Annotated in this window: 20 protein-coding genes; 12 read left to right on the top strand and 8 right to left on the bottom strand. The window is 64.7% G+C overall.

The window, feature by feature from the left end; all coding sequences use genetic code 11:
• The first annotated feature begins 81 nt into the window (after window positions 1-81).
• The 6 genes from FIV09_RS05710 to FIV09_RS05685 all read left to right on the top strand — a co-directional run bounded on the left by FIV09_RS05710 (window position 82) and on the right by FIV09_RS05685 (window position 4159).
• The gene (locus FIV09_RS05710; RefSeq protein ID WP_152449091.1) at window positions 82-732 is read left to right on the top strand and encodes an HAD family phosphatase; all 651 of its coding nucleotides are present in this window, start codon (window positions 82-84) and stop codon (window positions 730-732) included.
• An 89-nt stretch (window positions 733-821) separates the two neighbouring features.
• A complete protein-coding gene (hisD, locus tag FIV09_RS05705) occupies window positions 822-2123 on the top strand; it encodes a histidinol dehydrogenase (RefSeq protein WP_152449090.1) in 1302 nt (433 codons plus the stop codon).
• A gap of 132 nt (window positions 2124-2255) precedes the next feature.
• Window positions 2256-2735, top strand: a complete 480-nt coding sequence (locus tag FIV09_RS05700; protein ID WP_152449089.1) for a UPF0262 family protein — start codon at window positions 2256-2258, stop codon at window positions 2733-2735.
• Window position 2736: 1 nt separating this feature from the next.
• On the top strand, window positions 2737-3186 hold the full coding sequence (locus FIV09_RS05695) for a low molecular weight phosphatase family protein (RefSeq protein ID WP_152449088.1): 450 nt from the start codon (window positions 2737-2739) through the stop codon (window positions 3184-3186).
• Entirely contained in the window at window positions 3183-3578 is a 396-nt protein-coding gene (locus tag FIV09_RS05690) for a ketosteroid isomerase-related protein (RefSeq protein ID WP_152449087.1), read from the top strand. The genes FIV09_RS05695 and FIV09_RS05690 overlap by 4 nt, the downstream gene beginning before the upstream one ends.
• Entirely contained in the window at window positions 3578-4159 is a 582-nt protein-coding gene (locus FIV09_RS05685; RefSeq protein ID WP_152449086.1) for a GNAT family N-acetyltransferase, read from the top strand. The genes FIV09_RS05690 and FIV09_RS05685 overlap by 1 nt, the downstream gene beginning before the upstream one ends.
• Before the next feature lie 61 nt (window positions 4160-4220).
• Here FIV09_RS05685 and FIV09_RS05680 read toward each other — a convergent pair whose 3' ends face one another.
• Both FIV09_RS05680 and FIV09_RS05675 read right to left on the bottom strand, forming a co-directional pair.
• Window positions 4221-4388 (bottom strand): DUF2256 domain-containing protein, encoded by a 168-nt coding sequence (locus FIV09_RS05680; protein ID WP_152449085.1) that lies wholly within the window; start codon window positions 4386-4388, stop codon window positions 4221-4223.
• Window positions 4389-4433: 45 nt separating this feature from the next.
• Entirely contained in the window at window positions 4434-4718 is a 285-nt protein-coding gene (locus tag FIV09_RS05675; RefSeq protein WP_152449084.1) for a hypothetical protein, read from the bottom strand.
• Window positions 4719-4863: 145 nt separating this feature from the next.
• Between FIV09_RS05675 and pepN the strand changes: the two genes are divergently transcribed.
• Window positions 4864-7434, top strand: a complete 2571-nt coding sequence (pepN, locus tag FIV09_RS05670; RefSeq protein WP_152449083.1) for an aminopeptidase N — start codon at window positions 4864-4866, stop codon at window positions 7432-7434.
• 466 nt (window positions 7435-7900) lie between these two features.
• Window positions 7901-8776 carry a lysophospholipid acyltransferase family protein gene (locus FIV09_RS05665; RefSeq protein WP_152449082.1) on the top strand — a complete coding sequence of 292 codons (876 nt, stop codon included), beginning with the start codon at window positions 7901-7903 and terminating at the stop codon, window positions 8774-8776.
• 46 nt (window positions 8777-8822) lie between these two features.
• Here FIV09_RS05665 and FIV09_RS05660 read toward each other — a convergent pair whose 3' ends face one another.
• The gene (locus tag FIV09_RS05660; protein WP_152449081.1) at window positions 8823-9539 is read right to left on the bottom strand and encodes a transglycosylase SLT domain-containing protein; all 717 of its coding nucleotides are present in this window, start codon (window positions 9537-9539) and stop codon (window positions 8823-8825) included.
• Window positions 9540-9732: 193 nt separating this feature from the next.
• Here FIV09_RS05660 and gatB point away from each other — a divergent pair, with 193 nt between their 5' ends.
• A complete protein-coding gene (gene gatB / locus FIV09_RS05655) occupies window positions 9733-11247 on the top strand; it encodes an Asp-tRNA(Asn)/Glu-tRNA(Gln) amidotransferase subunit GatB (RefSeq protein WP_152449080.1) in 1515 nt (504 codons plus the stop codon).
• Window positions 11248-11326: 79 nt separating this feature from the next.
• The gene (locus FIV09_RS20535) at window positions 11327-11932 is read left to right on the top strand and encodes a DUF4177 domain-containing protein (protein ID WP_216646451.1); all 606 of its coding nucleotides are present in this window, start codon (window positions 11327-11329) and stop codon (window positions 11930-11932) included.
• A gap of 1 nt (window position 11933) precedes the next feature.
• On the opposite strand, the gene FIV09_RS05645 is transcribed toward FIV09_RS20535, so the two are convergent.
• The gene (locus tag FIV09_RS05645; protein WP_152449079.1) at window positions 11934-12191 is read right to left on the bottom strand and encodes a BolA family transcriptional regulator; all 258 of its coding nucleotides are present in this window, start codon (window positions 12189-12191) and stop codon (window positions 11934-11936) included.
• 77 nt (window positions 12192-12268) lie between these two features.
• On the opposite strand from FIV09_RS05645, the gene FIV09_RS05640 reads away from it, so the two are divergent.
• Window positions 12269-12895 carry a J domain-containing protein gene (locus tag FIV09_RS05640; protein WP_152449078.1) on the top strand — a complete coding sequence of 209 codons (627 nt, stop codon included), beginning with the start codon at window positions 12269-12271 and terminating at the stop codon, window positions 12893-12895.
• 384 nt (window positions 12896-13279) lie between these two features.
• Here the strand turns inward: FIV09_RS05640 and msrB are convergent, their stop codons facing one another.
• The 4 genes from msrB to FIV09_RS05620 all read right to left on the bottom strand — a co-directional run bounded on the left by msrB (window position 13280) and on the right by FIV09_RS05620 (window position 15817).
• Window positions 13280-13747 carry a peptide-methionine (R)-S-oxide reductase MsrB gene (msrB, locus tag FIV09_RS05635; protein ID WP_152449077.1) on the bottom strand — a complete coding sequence of 156 codons (468 nt, stop codon included), beginning with the start codon at window positions 13745-13747 and terminating at the stop codon, window positions 13280-13282.
• 100 nt (window positions 13748-13847) lie between these two features.
• On the bottom strand, window positions 13848-14417 hold the full coding sequence (locus tag FIV09_RS05630; protein WP_152449076.1) for a fasciclin domain-containing protein: 570 nt from the start codon (window positions 14415-14417) through the stop codon (window positions 13848-13850).
• A gap of 105 nt (window positions 14418-14522) precedes the next feature.
• Window positions 14523-15239: an anti-sigma factor domain-containing protein gene (locus FIV09_RS05625; protein WP_152449075.1), complete on the bottom strand. Its 717-nt coding sequence runs from the start codon at window positions 15237-15239 to the stop codon at window positions 14523-14525.
• Entirely contained in the window at window positions 15236-15817 is a 582-nt protein-coding gene (locus tag FIV09_RS05620) for a sigma-70 family RNA polymerase sigma factor (protein ID WP_254702315.1), read from the bottom strand. Before FIV09_RS05620 ends, FIV09_RS05625 begins: the two co-directional genes overlap by 4 nt.
• 126 nt (window positions 15818-15943) lie before the next feature.
• Here FIV09_RS05620 and cobS point away from each other — a divergent pair, with 126 nt between their 5' ends.
• The gene (cobS, locus tag FIV09_RS05615; protein ID WP_152449074.1) at window positions 15944-16930 is read left to right on the top strand and encodes a cobaltochelatase subunit CobS; all 987 of its coding nucleotides are present in this window, start codon (window positions 15944-15946) and stop codon (window positions 16928-16930) included.
• Window positions 16931-16965 lie beyond the last annotated feature (35 nt).

Raw genomic sequence — 16965 nt, 5'->3', positions numbered from 1 at the left:
TTCTCTATCGAAACGGTGGAACCGGGGCGCCACTCTGGTGTTGATAGCATTCCCAATGCATCTTTTCCGGAGCTCCCGTATATGCCAGCCCTCCTTCTCGGTTCCATCGGCGTCCTGGTCGAGACGTCGGCCGTGCAACGCGATGCGTTCAATCGCGCTTTCGGAGAGGTCGGGCTCGACTGGAAATGGAGCGACGAGGACCTGAAATCGCATCCCTGCGCATTGAGCGACCGTGCGCGGATCGCCCGGCACGCGGAGGCCTCGGAACTCCATGTTGATGTCGACGCGCTGGCCCGCCGCAAGTCGGAAATCGTTCAGACCGCGCTGACCCGCCCCGTCACATTGCGGCCGGGTGTCGCCGACACGATTGCCGAGGCCCGCACCAAGGGTTGGCGGATCGGGCTGGTCTCCTCTGCCTCCGAGGCCATCGTGGATGCGGTGCTCAGGGCGACTCATCTGGGCCGCGACAGTTTCCATGCAATTGTGACCCGCGCAAACCGCGTGGCGCCGAAGCCCTCCCCCGACAGCTACCTGAAGGCGCTGCTGGAGCTTGAAACCCTGCCGCATGACGCGATTGCCGTGGAGAACACGGCACATGGGCTTAGGGCCGCACGTGCGGCGGGTCTGGCCTGCCTTGCCTTTCCGGACAAGCGCAATGCGCGCGCGGATTTCGGAGGTGCGGCCGCCCATCTCGACCGTCTGGCCTTGCGTCCCGAACTTCGGACCGGTTGATCCCCGGGTGGCGTGCGGCCCCCTGCCCCGGTTGCGCCCGGCGCGCATCCCGCTAGAACCCCGGGCAACAGGCTAGAGAGGTCGCCGCAATGCCCGTCTTTCTGAACACGACACAATCCGATTTCGAGGCCGCCTTTGCCGCGCTTCTGACCGCCAAGCGCGAAGACAGCCCCGATGTGGACGACACCGTCGCCGCGATCATCGCAGACGTGCGGGCGCGGGGCGATGCGGCCCTTCTGGACTACACCGCGAAATTCGACCGGATGGAAATCACTGCGGACAAGATCGCCGTCAGCCGCGACGAGGTCGATGCCGAGATCGCCAAGGTGCCCGAGGCCGAGCGGCAGGCACTGGAGACCGCCGCAGACCGCATCCGGGCCTATCACGCGCGCCAGATGCCCGAGGATCAGCGCTGGACCGACGAGACGGGGGCCGAGCTTGGCTGGCGCTGGACGCCGGTGTCGGCGGCAGGGCTTTACGTGCCGGGCGGCATCGCCTCCTACCCGTCTTCGGTGCTGATGAACGCGGTGCCTGCGAAAGTCGCAGGCGTCGGGCGGCTGGCCATCACGGTGCCGACGCCGGATGGCGTGATAAACCCGCTGGTCATGCTGGCCGCGCGCATCGCGGGCGTTGACGAAATCTACCGCGTGGGCGGCGCGCAGGCCATTGCGGCACTGGCCTACGGCACCGAGACCATCGCGCCGGTGGACAAGATCACGGGGCCCGGCAATGCCTTCGTTGCCGCTGCCAAGCGCCGCGTCTTCGGCCGTGTGGGCATCGACATGATCGCGGGGCCGTCGGAGATCCTCGTGATCGCCGATGGCGACAACGATCCCGACTGGATCGCGCTCGACCTGATGAGCCAGGCCGAGCATGACGAGAGCGCGCAGTCGATCCTGATCACCACCGATGCCGCTTTCGGCCGCGCCGTGGCCGATGCCGTCGAGACCCGGCTGCAAACGCTGGAACGGCGCGCGGTTGCGGGCGCATCCTGGCGTGATTTCGGTGCCATTGTCGTGGCGCGCGATCTCGAGGAGGCGGCGGCGCTGTCGAACCGCATCGCGCCCGAGCACTTGGAGCTCTGCGTGGCCGATCCCGATGCGCTGTCAGAAAAGATCACCCATGCGGGCGCCATCTTCCTTGGGCAATGGACGCCGGAGGCCATCGGCGATTACGTCGGCGGGCCGAACCACGTCCTGCCCACGGCCCGCTCCGCGCGCTTTTCGTCGGGCCTTTCGGTGATGGATTTCGTCAAGCGCACGACGCTGGCCAAGATGACACCGGAGGCCTTGCGGGCCATCGGACCTGCCGCCGAAACGCTGGCGCGGGCCGAAAGCCTCGAGGCGCATGGGCTATCCGTCACGGCACGGCTCGAGAAGCTGAACCGATAAGCGCCACTTTCCTGCGCATGTCCCGACGCGCAGGCCTGATCAGGGCTGCCGGCCGGACCTTCGACGAATGCATCGTTGCCCGGCCCGGTCTTTGCCGCTAGGCAGGACGGCAGACATGCCGGACCGTTATTCATGAGCTACATCGCCGATATCGCGCTTGATGACGCGAACCTGCCCCCGCCCACGCCCGAGATCGAGCAAGAGCGCCGCGTCGCCCTGTTCGACCTGATGGAAGAGAACACCTTCACCCTGCCCGCACGGGACGGCACGCCCCCGCCGGAGGGGCCTTACCGGCTGACGCTCGCGATCCGGGACAAGCGGCTGGTCTTCGACGTGACCACCGAAGACGGCACCAAGGCCAGCGAGTTTCACCTTTCGCTCTCGCCCTTTCGGCAGGTGGTGAAGGATTATTTCCAGATCTGTAAAAGCTATTTCGACGCGGTGAAATCGCTGCCGCCAAGCCAGATCGAGACGATCGACATGGCCCGCCGGGGCATCCATGATGAAGGCGCGCGGCTGTTGCAGGACCGGCTCGACGGCAAGGCCGAGATCGACGACGACACGGCGCGGCGGCTCTTCACGCTGGTCTGCGTGCTGCAATTCGGCGGCTGAGATGCCCCAGACCCTGCCCCGTTCGGTGCTGTTCTGCTGCGATCACAACGCGGTCCGCTCCCCCATGGCCGAGGGACTGATGAAACAGCTCTATGGTCAGGAGCCTTATGTGCAATCGGTGGGCGTGCTGGGCGATCTCGATATCGACGGCTTTGCCATCGCCGCCTGCAAGGAGCTCGGCGTCGAGCTTTCGCGCCACAAGTCGCGCAGTTTCGAAGAGCTTGAGGAGATGGGCGAGGCGTTGTCGGATTTCGACCTGATCGTCGCCATGTCGCCTGCCGCGAACCGCCAGGCGCTGGAGCTGACCGCCAAGTTTCACCTGTCGGTCGAATACTGGCCGATCATGGATCCCACCGGGATCGGTGAGACGCGGGAGGTCAAGCTTCAGGCCTATCGCCAGACCCGCGACCAGTTGCGTCGCCACATGATTGAGAAATGGGGAACAAGATGAGCCATCCGACCCTGACCCGCTATTTCGACGCGTTCAATCGCGGCGATACGGACGCGATGATCGATTGTTTGTCCGAGGATGTCGCTCACCACGTCAACGAGGGCGATGTGCGCATCGGGCGCGACGCGTTTCGTGACTTTTGCGCGCACATGTCGCGCTGCTACGACGAGAAACTGACGGAGCTCGTGATCTTCGAGGCCGAGAAAGGCGCGCGCGGGGCCGCGGAATACATGGTCAATGGCACCTACCTTCAAACAGATGCGGGCCTGCCGGAGGCCAAAGGTCAGACCTACAGGCTGCCTGCGGGGTCGTTCTTCTCGCTCGACGAGGGGCGGATCACGCGGATCGCGACCTATTACAACCTCTCCGACTGGATCCGGCAGGTATCCTGATGCGGGTGAAGGCGCTGACCGGAGACGCCCTCGAGGCGGTGCTGGACGACGTGGCCGCCCTCAGGATCGCGGTGTTTCGCGAATATCCCTACCTTTACGACGGCGATGCGGCCTACGAACGGGATTACCTGCAGGCTTACCGGGACAATCCGGATGCGATCGTGATCGGCGCGTTCGACGGCGACCGTCTGGTGGGGGCAGCCACAGGCACACCGATGGAGGATCACGCCGAGGATTTCGCGGCGGCCTTCTCCAATACCGGGCATGATCTCGGCAGCATCTTTTATTGCGCGGAATCGGTGCTGTTGCCGGAATACCGGGGGCGGCGCATCGGCCATCTGTTTTTCGACATGCGGGAAGAGCATGCCCGTGCCCTGGGCCGGACGCATTCGGCGTTTTGCGCGGTAATGCGCCCCGATACCCACCCGCTGCGCCCGGAGGACTTCCGCCCGTTGAACGGGTTCTGGCGCAAGCGCGATTACGCGCCGCTGCCCGGTGTGGTCGCGCGATTTTCATGGAAGGATATCGACCAAGAGGCCGAGACCGCACATGAGTTGCAGTTCTGGATGCGGGAACTTTGATGCGCGGCTTACCGAAAATTTATTAATTTTCGGCGCGTCCATGGGCAATGCAAAATCTTAATTAAGATTTTGACCCGTCTCCAGCTCGCCCCTTGGAGCGGCGACAGCGATCGGAGCAGTATCGCACCTCGTCCCACACATCCGCCCATTTCTTGCGCCATGTGAAGGGCTTACCGCATGTGGCGCATGTCTTCTGAGGCAGATCGCCCTTCTTGCGCATCTTGGCCATGGCTGCCTCAGATAGACGGGGCGGCACAAGGCCGCCCGCTCACTCTCATTCGGATTCGAGAGTGACGGATCCGGTCGAGTTTCCGCCGGGCTCATACCCTTCGGCCTCGTAGCCCTCGAGCGCGGTACCTTCCGTCTCCCCTTCGACCATCGACGATCCGGCCGTGTCGGCACCGGCAACGCCCGTTTCGCCCTCATTCGAGGCGGTGATCACGTAAATCGTGAAAATCGCGAGCAGACCGACGCCATAGGCAAGCGAGGCCTTGATCCCGAGCAAGGAGTGGCGGTGCTTCTTTTCTTCGTTTTTCACGTTGGTATCAGGTGCGGACATCTGATTACTTCCCCTTTGAACACATTACAGGTGCGGACAGGCCAAAGCCCATCTGCTGTTACGCACCTAACGACCAGTGGACGCCGCTTGTTCCTGCGACACATTGAACAGCCCGGCCCTACGAAACATGAAGGAGTGCCACCGCGTGAAGGATGCGAGCCCGCAAACCGTCTATCTCAAGGATTACACCCCGTTCGGCTTCGAGGTCGACGCGGTCCATCTGACATTCACGCTGAACCCGGATGCGACCCGGGTGAAAAGCCGCATCGCGTTCCGGCCAAATCCCGACGCCACGGATCGACGGTTTTTTCTGCATGGCGAGGAGCTGACGCTCATTTCGGCGCGGATCAACGGGGCCGAAGTGACGCCCGAGCTGACCGCGGAAGGACTGAGCTGCGACGTGCCCGACGCGCCCTTCATCTGGGAGGCGGAGGTCGAGATTGCACCCGCCGCCAATACGGCCCTCGAGGGGCTCTACATGTCGAACGGCATGTATTGCACGCAATGCGAGGCCGAGGGGTTCCGCAAGATCACATATTATCCCGACCGGCCTGACGTGATGGGTGTCTTCACCGTGCGGATCGAGGGCGATCTGCCGGTGCTCCTGTCAAACGGCAATCCGCAGGGGGCGGGCGATGGCTGGGCGGAATGGCACGATCCCTGGCCGAAACCGGCCTATCTTTTTGCGCTGGTTGCGGGCGATCTCGTGGCACATCCCGACCGCTTTACCACTGCGTCGGGTCGCGAGGTGGAACTGAACCTCTATGTGCGGCCGGGCGACGAGGGCAAATGCGCCTTTGGGATGGAGGCGCTGAAGAAATCCATGCGCTGGGACGAAGAGGTCTACGGGCGCGAATACGATCTCGACATCTTCAACATCGTCGCGGTCGACGATTTCAACATGGGCGCGATGGAGAACAAGGGGCTGAATATCTTCAACTCCTCCGCGGTTCTGGCCTCGCCCGAGACCTCGACAGATGCCAATTTCGAGCGGATCGAGGCGATCATCGCCCATGAATATTTCCACAACTGGACGGGTAACCGGATCACCTGCCGCGACTGGTTCCAGCTCTGCCTCAAGGAAGGGCTGACCGTCTTCCGCGACAGCCAGTTCACCGCCGATATGCGCTCCGCCCCGGTCAAGCGGATCTCGGATGTGATCGACCTGCGCGCGCGGCAGTTTCCCGAGGATCAGGGCCCGCTATCGCATCCCGTCCGGCCAGAAAGCTTTCAGGAAATCAACAACTTCTACACCGCCACCATCTACGAAAAGGGCGCCGAGGTGATCGGCATGCTCAAACGGCTGGTGGGCGACGAGGCTTATGACAAGGCGCTCGAGCTCTATTTCGACCGTCATGACGGACAGGCCTGCACGATCGAGGATTGGCTGCGGGTCTTCGAGGATGTGACCGGTCGGGATCTCGCGCAGTTCAAGCGCTGGTATAGCCAGGCAGGCACGCCGCGCCTGTCGGTCAAGGAGAACTGGGCGCCCTCAGGCGATGGCGATGGCGGCACCTACACGCTCACCTTCCACCAGCACACGCCGCCCACGCCGGGCCAGCCAGAGAAGGCGCCGCAGGTCCTGCCCATCGCGACGGGGCTTCTGGGTGCCAATGGTGATGAGGTCGTGCCCACCACCCTGCTCGAGATGACGGAAACCGAGCAGAGCTTCACCTTCGAGGGGCTCTCGGGGCGACCGGTCCCATCGATCCTGCGCGGCTTTTCGGCGCCCGTGGTGCTCGACCGCGATCCCGGCCCCGAGGAGCGTGCCTTCCTCCTGGCCCATGACACCGACCCGTTCAATCGCTGGGAAGCGGGCCGTCAGCTCGCGCGCGAAAGCCTCGTGGCGCAGATCACCCAAGGGGCCGCGCCCGATGCGGGCTATCTCGACGGGCTGACAGCGGTGATCCGGGATGAGACGCTCGATCCTGCGTTCCGTGCGCTGATGCTGGGCGCGCCGACCCAGTCCGAAATGGCGCAGACCCTGCATGAGCGCGGCGTCGTGCCGGACCCCGATGCCATCTATGCCGCCGCCGAAGCGTTGGCGGAGGCGAAGGCGGCGGCACTGGCGCCGATGCTCGATGGTCTGGCCATGGCCTGCCGGGTCGATGCGCCTTACGCGCCTGATGCCGCGCAATCGGGCAAGCGCGCGCTCGGCGCCGCGGTCCTCAGCCTGCAGACCCGTCGCGACGGGGGGCGCACCGCGCAGGCGCAATTCGAGAGCGCGGACAACATGACGCTGCAATTGTCGGCCCTGACGAGCCTCGTGCGGGCCGGTCAGGATGCCGAAGCGCTCGCGGCCTTTGCGGAGCAATGGCAAGAGGACCGGCTCGTCATGGACAAGTGGTTCGCGATGCAGATCGCGGCCACAGCGCCGGACAACGCCCTGCCCCGTGCAGAGGCGCTGACACAGCACCCGGCCTTCGACATGAAGAACCCCAACCGCTTCCGCGCCGTGCTCGGGGCGTTCGCCATGAACCATGCGGGCTTTCACCGAGCGGATGGGGCGGGTTACGATTTTCTAGCCGATTGGCTGGTCAAACTCGATGCGAAGAACCCGCAGACGGCGGCGCGGATGTGTGCACCGTTCCAGACCTGGCGGCGCTATGACACGGACCGGCAGGCCAAGATGCGCGCGGCCTTACAGCGGATCGCGGACCAACCGGGTCTCAGCCGCGACACGACCGAGATGGTCACGCGGATGCTGCAGGACTAAGGACGCGGGTTGTTGCTCGATGGGTGCGGCCCGGATCGCGTGTCGGTCCGGGCGGCGCCCTTTCATTGTCCGTGGATGCGCCGCGCCGGTGAACCGGATCGGTCGGGACGGCTTGTTCGAGCCGTTTCGAAGCGCGGGCCGTTGCGATGAAACGTGTTTCGCCAATGGCGTCGTGATGGCTGCACAGCCGCCGGACAGGTGCGATTTCCTTGCCTCGAACCTGTGGAACGTGGTGAAAAAGTCCGCTCGGGCACCGCATCCGAAGCCTCGAAAGGACCTGAAATCAGGCGCTTGTCCAGGCAACCAGCACCGAAAATGGAACCCCACCCTGACATTTTGCGTTGGAAGGTGTTAAGTTGACGTGTAGGCAATCTGCTGCCCATCAAGCGGCAGGAACGGCCTCTTCCCTTCACGCGAGCGTCATGCGATGGGAATATAAGCAAGGTTGAAACGGGATTAGGCCGCCATGAAAGAGCGCATCGACCCCCTGATCGAAGAGCGTGCGCCGTGGCTCTTCAGCGACAGGCTTGGCACACGCCATGCCCGGCGCGTTCTCAACATGCTTCTCGGATACAAGAAGACGATAACGCTGGCCGAGCAATTCCGCGACATGCCCTCGGCCGAGTTCATGACCATCCTGGGCGAGATGCTGGCCCGCGACGTGGAAGTGTCCGGCCTCGATCATATCCCGCGCAATGGTCCGGCCCTTGTGGTGGCGAACCACCCGACGGGCATTGCCGACGGGATCATCCTGTTCCACCTGCTGCATTCGATCCGCCCGGATCTTTATGTCTTCGCAAATCACGACATCCTGCGCGTCATGCCCCAAATGGAGGACATGATCGCGCCGGTGGAATGGCGCAAGGAAAAGCGCAGCCACGGCAAGACGCGCGAGACGATGGCCTATACCCGCCGCGCGGTCGACGAGAACCGCCTCGGCATCATCTTCCCGTCGGGTCGTCTCGCGAAACGCCGCGGGCTCAGCCTGCATGAACGCGAATGGATGCCGTCGGCGGCGATGCTCGCGCGCAAGTTCGAGTTGCCGGTCGTGCCGCTGAATATCCGCGCGCGAAATTCGGTGCTGTTCTACCTGTTCGACTTCATCCATCCGACGCTGCGCGATATCACTCTCTTCCACGAGACGCTGAACAAGGCGCGTCAGCCGTACCGCGTCACCATCGGGGAGCCGATCTCGGCCAGCGCATTGCCGCAGAAATCCGAGGACGGGATCGAGATTCTGCGCCGTGCCACGCTGGAACTGGGCGGCCATCGGGCGCCTGCGGTGTCCTTGCTGGACAATTCGCGCAGGCCGTCCTGGCTGAAGGCGATCAAGGCGACGTAGGCCTTCTGCACCGCGTCTTTGGCCGGTGCCACGCCGTTCATTTTACTCAGGAGAAGTCGCGCGGACGCAGCTTCGGGCGGGTCGAGATCAGCGGCTTGCAATAGGTCTGCGACCGGGTCCAGGCCATCATGTCGCCGCGCTTGGCGCGCGAATGAAACGGGCCCCAATCGGCGGCGACACCGCGCATGCCCTGGCTCACGACGCCATCGCGCTTCACGGTCTTGGCCATGATCCGGAGCCCGCATGCGAGGTTCGCAGGACCGTGTTTCAGCGCCTCGCCGGAGCCTGCCTTGCATTGATAGGCGCGCGCGGTGGAGGGCAGGATCTGCAACAGCCCGTACCATCGCCCGCCCCCGCCCACGACGCGCGGGCGATAGGTGCTTTCGTGTTTCGCCAGCGACGAGACGAGGCCGACCCAGAACGCCTCCCGGTCGCGACGCGAGGCTTCGGGATAGGCGGGGCACCACTCGCGGATATCGCCGGGCACGATCTGCGGCAGGTCGTCGGCATGGCTGCGCAGCGCCGAGACGGCCGCGCGGGTCCAGAGTGCGGGCCGCCCGGTCGCGCCCCAGCGCGCAGGCGGCAGCACATCGAGGCGCGGCTTGGGGCGCAGGGAGGCAATGACCGCTTGCGGGCTCGCCTCGGTCACGAGGTCCAGCGGCAGGGACCGCGCGACGGGGTGCAATTCGGACGCGGCATCGCCCTGCGCGGCAAGCGGCGGGGCCAGACAGATCAGGGCGAGTGCGGCAGCACGGGCAAACATGGCCGCAAAGATGGCCCAACAGGGACGCATCGCGCAAGTCGCCCCGCGACAGGCATGGGCGGATTGCTGCCCGAGACCTTTGCCGGAACGGTCGTGCGGGAACGCGCAATGACCCTCTTCGCCCCTCTTGCCCCGTCCCGGCCGCTCGCCTAAACCGCTCCTCGAACCGACACGCATAAAGGACACGGGACGCATGCTGGATCTGACGTTCGACGCCCCGAAGCCCAAGGTCATTGCCGGGGCAAAGCACGATTGGGAGCTGGTGATCGGCATGGAGGTCCATGCCCAGGTCGCCTCCAAGGCCAAGCTCTTCTCGGGCGCGTCCACGCAATTCGGCGCAGAGCCCAATTCCAACGTGGCCTTCGTGGATGCGGCGATGCCCGGCATGCTGCCCGTCATCAACGAGTTCTGCGTCGAGCAGGCGGTGCGGACGGGGCTTGGCCTCAAGGCACAGATCAACCTGCGCTCGGCCTTCGACCGGAAGAACTACTTCTATCCCGACCTGCCGCAGGGCTACCAGATTTCGCAGCTCTACCACCCGCTCGTGGGCGAAGGCGAAGTGATCGTCGACATGGAGCCGGGCATCGCCCGCCGGGTGCGGATCGAGCGCATTCACATGGAACAGGATGCCGGCAAGTCGATCCACGACATGGACCCCGCGATGTCCTTCGTCGATCTCAACCGGACGGGTGTGGCGCTGATGGAGATCGTCTCGCGCCCCGATATCCGCGGCCCCGAAGAGGCGGCGGCCTACGTGGCCAAGCTGCGCCAGATCCTGCGCTATCTCGGTACCTGCGACGGCAACATGCAGAACGGCAACCTGCGCGCGGATGTGAACGTGTCCGTCTGCCGCCCCGGCGCGTATGAGAAATACATGGAGACGCAGGATTTCAGCCATCTCGGCACGCGCTGCGAAATCAAGAACATGAACTCCATGCGCTTCATCCAGGCCGCCATCGACTATGAGGCACGGCGTCAGATCGGCATTCTGGAAGCAGGCGGCGAGATCACGCAGGAGACGCGGCTTTACGATCCGGACAAGGGCGAGACCCGCTCGATGCGGTCCAAGGAAGAAGCGCATGATTACCGCTACTTCCCCGACCCCGACCTGCTACCGCTTGAGATCGAGCAGGCCTGGGTCGACGACATCGCCGCCAACCTGCCCGAACTGCCCGACGCCAAGAAGGCGCGCTTCGTCAAGGATTTCGGCCTGTCGGAATACGACGCCTCGGTGCTGACCGCGGATCTCGCCAATGCCGGATACTTCGAGGCCGTGGCAGCACAAGCGGGCGACGGCAAGCTGGCCGCGAACTGGGTCATCAACGAGCTCTTCGGTCGGCTGAAGAAGGACGACAGGGGCATCGAGGAGAGCCCCGTCTCGCCGGAGCAACTGGCCGGGCTCGTCAAGTTGATCAAGTCGGGCGACATTTCCGGCAAGATTGCCAAGGACGTCTTCGAGATCGTCTATACCGAGGGCGGCGATCCCGCGCAGATCGTCGAGGACAAGGGTCTCAAGCAGGTCACCGATACAGGCGCGATCGAGGCTGCCGTCGATGAGGTCATCGCCGCCAACCCCGCGCAAGTGGAGAAGGCGCAAGCCAACCCCAAGCTCGCGGGCTGGTTCGTGGGCCAGGTGATGAAGGCCACCGGCGGCAAGGCGAACCCCAAGGCGGTGAACGAGATCGTGACCGCGAAGCTCGGCCTCTAGGCCCCTCCCTGCCCCCGCGTGATTGGCGTCCGCTTTTCGCGCGGGTCCCGTTTCTTTCTTTGCGGTCGGCACTCTGCAAGTGACCGCGCATGGCGCGGGTCTCCGCGCCGGAGCGCTGGCCTTCGCGCAAGCTCCGGCCTATGGTCCGGCCCGCGCCGAACAAATCAGCGAGATCCCAATGCCGCATTACGAATACCGCGTCCTACCCGCGCCTGAAAAAGGCCTCAAGGCCAAGGGCGTCAAAGGTCCGAAAGCGCGCTTTGCGCATAGCGTCGAGACGCTGATGAACGAGATGGGCGCCGAGGGCTGGGAATATCTGCGCGCCGACACGCTGCCGTCCGAGGAGCGCGCAGGCCTGACCTCGTCGGTGACCGAGTGGCGCACGCTGCTGGTCTTCCGGCGCATCCGCCTCGATCACGCCGACGCGTTCCGCCCCAAGGAGCTGCCCGCGCCGGACGAGGACGATGCGCAAGCGGCCACTCCCGCCGATGCAAACCAGCAGGAGCAGGAGCCGAGCGCCAAGGCCGACGCCGAGGACAAAGACGCGGATCGCATGGAGACGATGCTGAAATCGCGCGCCGACAGCCTCGTGGCCATGCCCACCGATCTGGGCGGGCCGGAAAGCGATGGCGGGACAGCCGACCGCGACGATCCGTCACCGGACGACGCGCCCCGCCGCGACTAAGTCATTCGCCAAGATCCAGCGACAGCGCATGGATCGCCGTCACCAGCTCGGGCCCGAGCGCGCCATGCACCGCCCGGTGCCGCGCGATCCGGCTCTGGCCCTTGAAGGCCTCCGAGCGCACGATCACATGGAAGTGGCTCTCGCCGCCTTCCTGGAAACCCGCATGACCGCGATGCCGTTCGCTGTCGTCTCTCACAACCAGTTCGCGCGGTGCGAAAGCCTCGCGCAGACGTGTCTCGATCATTTCAGTTCGCGTCATTTTTTCCTGCCTCTCCCCCTACAAACCGCTGGGGTTTTGTCTAAACTCTGGCGTCCGAGTCGAAAAGGTACCCGATCATGAGCAAACCCGATCCCTTCGGTTTCGACATGTCTATCAAGTCGTCGAAGAAGAAAAACCCGCGCGGACGGCGGGGCATGTCCGGCGAGAGCGAAACCTCGACGCGCATCTGCGATCATGACGGCTGCAACGAGCCGGGCAAGTTTCGCGCGCCCAAGGCGCCGGACGTGCTCGATGATTTCTACTGGTTCTGCAAGGACCATGTGCGCGAATACAACGCCAAATGGAGCTTCTTCGACGGCAAGACCGAGGCCGAGATGAACGCCCAGAACACCGCGGACAAGGTGTGGGAACGGCGCACCAAGGATTGGCGCGACCCCGAAACGCGCGCCTGGGCGCGCCTCGGGATCGAGGACCCGCACCAGGTGCTGGGCGACAACGCGACGCGCAATCCGGGCCGCAACGGCCAGACCGCCGCGCGCCGCCTGCCGCCGACCGAGCAGCGCGCCGCCGACATCCTCGAAGTGCGCGCCGATGCCACCAAGGCCGATGTGCGCAAGGCCTACAAGGCGCTGATCAAGGTCCTGCACCCGGACATGAATGGCGGCGACCGCAGTCAGGAAGAACAGCTGCAACAGGTCGTCTGGGCCTGGGATCAGCTGAAAGACAGCCGCAACTTCAAGTAACGCCTCCGCCAAAACGCAAATCGGCGCGCCCATCCCGAGGCGCGCCGTTTTTCGTTCGGACGGACCGCGACTTAGGCATCGCCAGCCATCCACGCGTCCAACGCCTTAGTGACGCGCGGCCCCCTGTCACGTTCGGACCCAAAATACCTCCGGGGAGCGCGAGGGGCAGAGCCCCTCGCTTTTCTGAGTGCGCCGATGGCCCAAGGGCATCGGCGGCGGGCAGAGCCCCTCGCTTTTCTGAGTGCGCCGATGGCCCAAGGGCATCGGCGGCGGGCAGAGCCCCTCGCCTTTCTGAGTGCACCGATGGCCCAAGGGCATCGGCGGCGGGCAGCGCCCCCAGCGGATCGGCGCGGCACGCGTCGATCCGACAACGTCAGCCGTCCGTCACGCCGCCACGAAAGTCAGCGAAACTCCGTTGATGCAATGCCGCTTGCCCGTCGGCTGCGGGCCATCATCGAAGATATGCCCCAGATGCGATCCGCAGCGCGCGCAATGGCATTCCGTGCGCGTCATGAACAAGGACCGGTCCTGCTTGGTCCCGATCGCGTCATCCGAGATCGCGCGCCAATAGCTCGGCCAGCCGGTGCCGCTGTCGTATTTGTGCAGCGACGAATAGAGCGGCAGGTCGCAGCCACGGCACACATAGGTGCCCTCGGCCTTCTGATCGTTCAGCGGCGAGGTGAAGGCCCGCTCGGTCGCCTCCTCGCGCATCACGCGGTATTCCAGATCGCTCAGCATGGCGCGCCATTCGGCCTCGCTGCGCGTCACTTCGAAATTGCCCTCCACGGCGGAGGCGCTTGTCCCCAGCCCGAGGGCTGCGGCGGTCGTTCCGAGAAAGGTTCGGCGGTGCATGTCGTCTCTCCGGGTTGGATCTTCAAAAAAAGGCCCGGCCGGAAACCGACCGGGCCACCTGCAAGTCAAGGTAGGGGGCTCTACCCCGACTTGAAAGGGATCAGCCTGCCTGACCGGCGGGCAGCATCACGCGGTCGATGACGTGGATGACGCCATTCGACTGGCGCACATCGGCGATGGTCACGGTGGCCGAGCGGCCATTCTCATCGGTCAGGATGATGTCGGAGCCTTCCATCTTCGCCTGCAATGTGCAGCCACCGACGGTGGGCACCGGGTGCATGCCGCCATCATCGGCGATCATGCCTGCAATCGCGCTCGACATGGCTTCCGCGGCGACCACGTGACAGGTCAGGATCTGCTGCAACTGGCCCTGGTTCGCGGGATCGAGCAGCGCGTTCAGGCTGTCTTCGGAGATCATGCCAAACGCATCGTTGGTGGGTGCGAAGACCGTGAAAGGCCCTGCGGAATTGAGCGTATCGACCAGCTCGGCGGCCTGGACCGCTGCAACCAGCGTGGTGTGATCCGCGGAATTCACCGCGTTCTCGACAATGGTCTTCGAGGGGAACATCGCGGCCCCGCCGACCATCGGATTGTCCTGCGCCGAGGCGGTGCCTGCGGCCAGAAATGCAGTTGCGGTGGCGATTGCGCCGAGTGTGAAAGTCGCGTTCATCTTCATCTCTCCGTTCTGGGTCTCTCCACCACGTTCTTGCGATGGAGTTGCCCTGAGCCACGCGCGCCGCGACGCCGGAGTTTCAGAGGATGAAGATTATTGCGCTCACGTCTCCGTGAAGGGAACGATCGGACCGATTGCGCGGACTTCCGTGGGCAGCCCGGTGGGCGAACCGCCAAGCGGCTCCTCGGAGATGGCAAGCGTGCCGCCATCCAGGAGCGGGCGCAGCGCCTCGGGCAGAACCTGACGTCCGATCACACCGGTCTCGCGCGGCACGAGGCCCAGCGAGATGGGCGGGCCGTCATCCGGCACGAGCCAGATCTCGTTATCGCGCTCTTCGGGCACCAGCCCGCCGTCTCGGCGCACGAGGAACTCGTTCGTCTCTTCGAGATAGCCTGCATGGACCAGCAGTTCCGGCCCCTCCGCAGCTTCCAGATCCGCCACGTAAAGCGGGGTCGGTGCATCGGGCATCAGGAGCCCGGAGATCATGACCGCCCAACCAAAGAGGGCCGCGGCCACCGCGCCCACCGCGTAGGGAATGAGGCTTTGCCACCAGGGGCGACGCGGCGCATCACCGAAGGCCAGCACCTCGATCCGGCGCTTGAGCTGCGGCGCGGGCATCTCCTCGGGCAGGTTTTCGGTCAGGGTCGCGAGATGCTCCGTCCAGGCGACGACGGACAGCACGAGATCGGGCTCCACATCGAGCCGCGCCTCGAAGGCCTCCGTCTCGGCGGGATCCAAGAGACCAAGGACATATTCCGCGGCCAGCGCGTCGTCCTCGTCCCCGGGCCCCAGGGGGCGTTCGCCGTCCTGCCCGCTCATGACGCCAGACACTCCTTGAGATCAATGAGGGACCGGCGCAGCCAGGTGCGCACGGTGTTCAGCTTCACGCCCGTCGCCTCTGAGAGGTCGGCATAGCTCCACCCGTCCAGATAGACCCGGCTGACCATTTCCGCGCGATCGGGCGACAGCCCGTCCATGCAGGCGTAAAGCGCGCGGGCATCGGAAGACATCATCGCCTGCGCCTCGGGTCCCGGGGCCGCATCGGCCACGAGATCCGCCGTGTCGAGGGTCGCGCCCGTGTCGGGCACGCGCTTGCGACGCCGGTCGATGGCGACGTTGCGCGACAATGTGATCAGCCATGTCATCGGCGAAAAACCGTTGGCGCGGTACATCTCTGCCCGGCCCCAGATGCGCAGGAATGCCTCCTGCAAAGCCTCTTCCGCCTCAGCGCGGTCCTTCAAGACACGCAGGCAGACGGCAAAGAGTTTCGCCGCGGTGCGATCATAAAGCTCCGAAAAGGCCGCGCGGTCGCGCAAGGCGATGCGCGCCAGCAAGGCCTCGATTTCTTCCTGCGGTGTTATGATGGACTTGCCCTGCGTTTGTCTGGCCTGTGTCACGATGCGGCATCTGCCCTTTTTTTGTCGGACCGCAACGCCGCAGGTCCGGGCTTTCCCTTGCTCCCCCTCGCGATATGTTGCACGACGGGCGCAACTCAAGGATCGGCCGAAAGGACAGTGAAAATCATGGCGGACGGATCGATAGATATCAATGCAAAACCGACGGTCGAACACTCGGTGCGCGAGCTCTTCGGCCTCGACACGGACATGGTCGTGCACGGCTTTCCCGAAGCGAGCGATCGCGTGCCGGATATCGACTCGACCTACAAGTTCGACCACGACACCACGCTCGCCATCCTCGCGGGGTTCGAACATAACCGCCGGGTGATGATCCAGGGCTATCACGGCACCGGCAAGTCCACCCATATCGAGCAGGTCGCGGCGCGTCTCAACTGGCCCGCCGTGCGCGTGAACCTCGACAGCCATATCAGCCGGATCGACCTGATCGGCAAGGACGCGATCCGCCTCGTGGACGGCAAGCAGACCACGCAATTTCAGGAAGGCATCCTGCCCTGGGCGCTGCGCAATCCCACGGCCATCGTCTTCGACGAATACGATGCGGGCCGCGCGGATGTGATGTTCGTGATCCAGCGTGTTCTCGAAGTGGACGGCAAGCTGACGCTTCTCGACCAGAACGAGGTGATCCACCCCCACCCGTTCTTCCGCATCTTCGCGACCTCGAACACTGTGGGCCTTGGTGACACGACGGGGCTTTATCACGGCACCCAGCAGATCAACCAGGGCCAGATGGACCGCTGGTCGCTGGTGGCCACGCTGAACTACCTGCCCGTCGATGCCGAGGTGGAGATCGTGATCTCGAAAAACCCCGCATACGACACCGAAAAGGGCCGCCGTCAGGTGCGCCAGATGGTGACCGTGGCGGAGCTGACCCGCACCGCCTTCATGAACGGCGATCTCTCCACCGTGATGAGCCCGCGAACCGTGATCGCCTGGGCGCAGAACGCGCAGATCTTCGGCGATGCGGGCTACGCCTTCCGCGTGTCGTTCCTGAACAAATGCGACGAGCTCGAGCGCCAGACCGTGGCCGAGTTCTACCAGCGTTGCTTCGACGAAGAGCTGCCCGAAAGCGCGGCCTCCGTCGCGATGAAGTAAGGCCAATCGGCGCCGCCACGCGCGGCGCCCGCGGC

The sequence above is a fragment of the Roseivivax sp. THAF197b genome, assembly GCF_009363255.1.
Taxonomy (GTDB): domain Bacteria; phylum Pseudomonadota; class Alphaproteobacteria; order Rhodobacterales; family Rhodobacteraceae; genus Roseivivax.
Note: the sequence above shows the minus strand (reverse complement) of the source record. Positions and strands in the feature narration are given on the sequence as shown.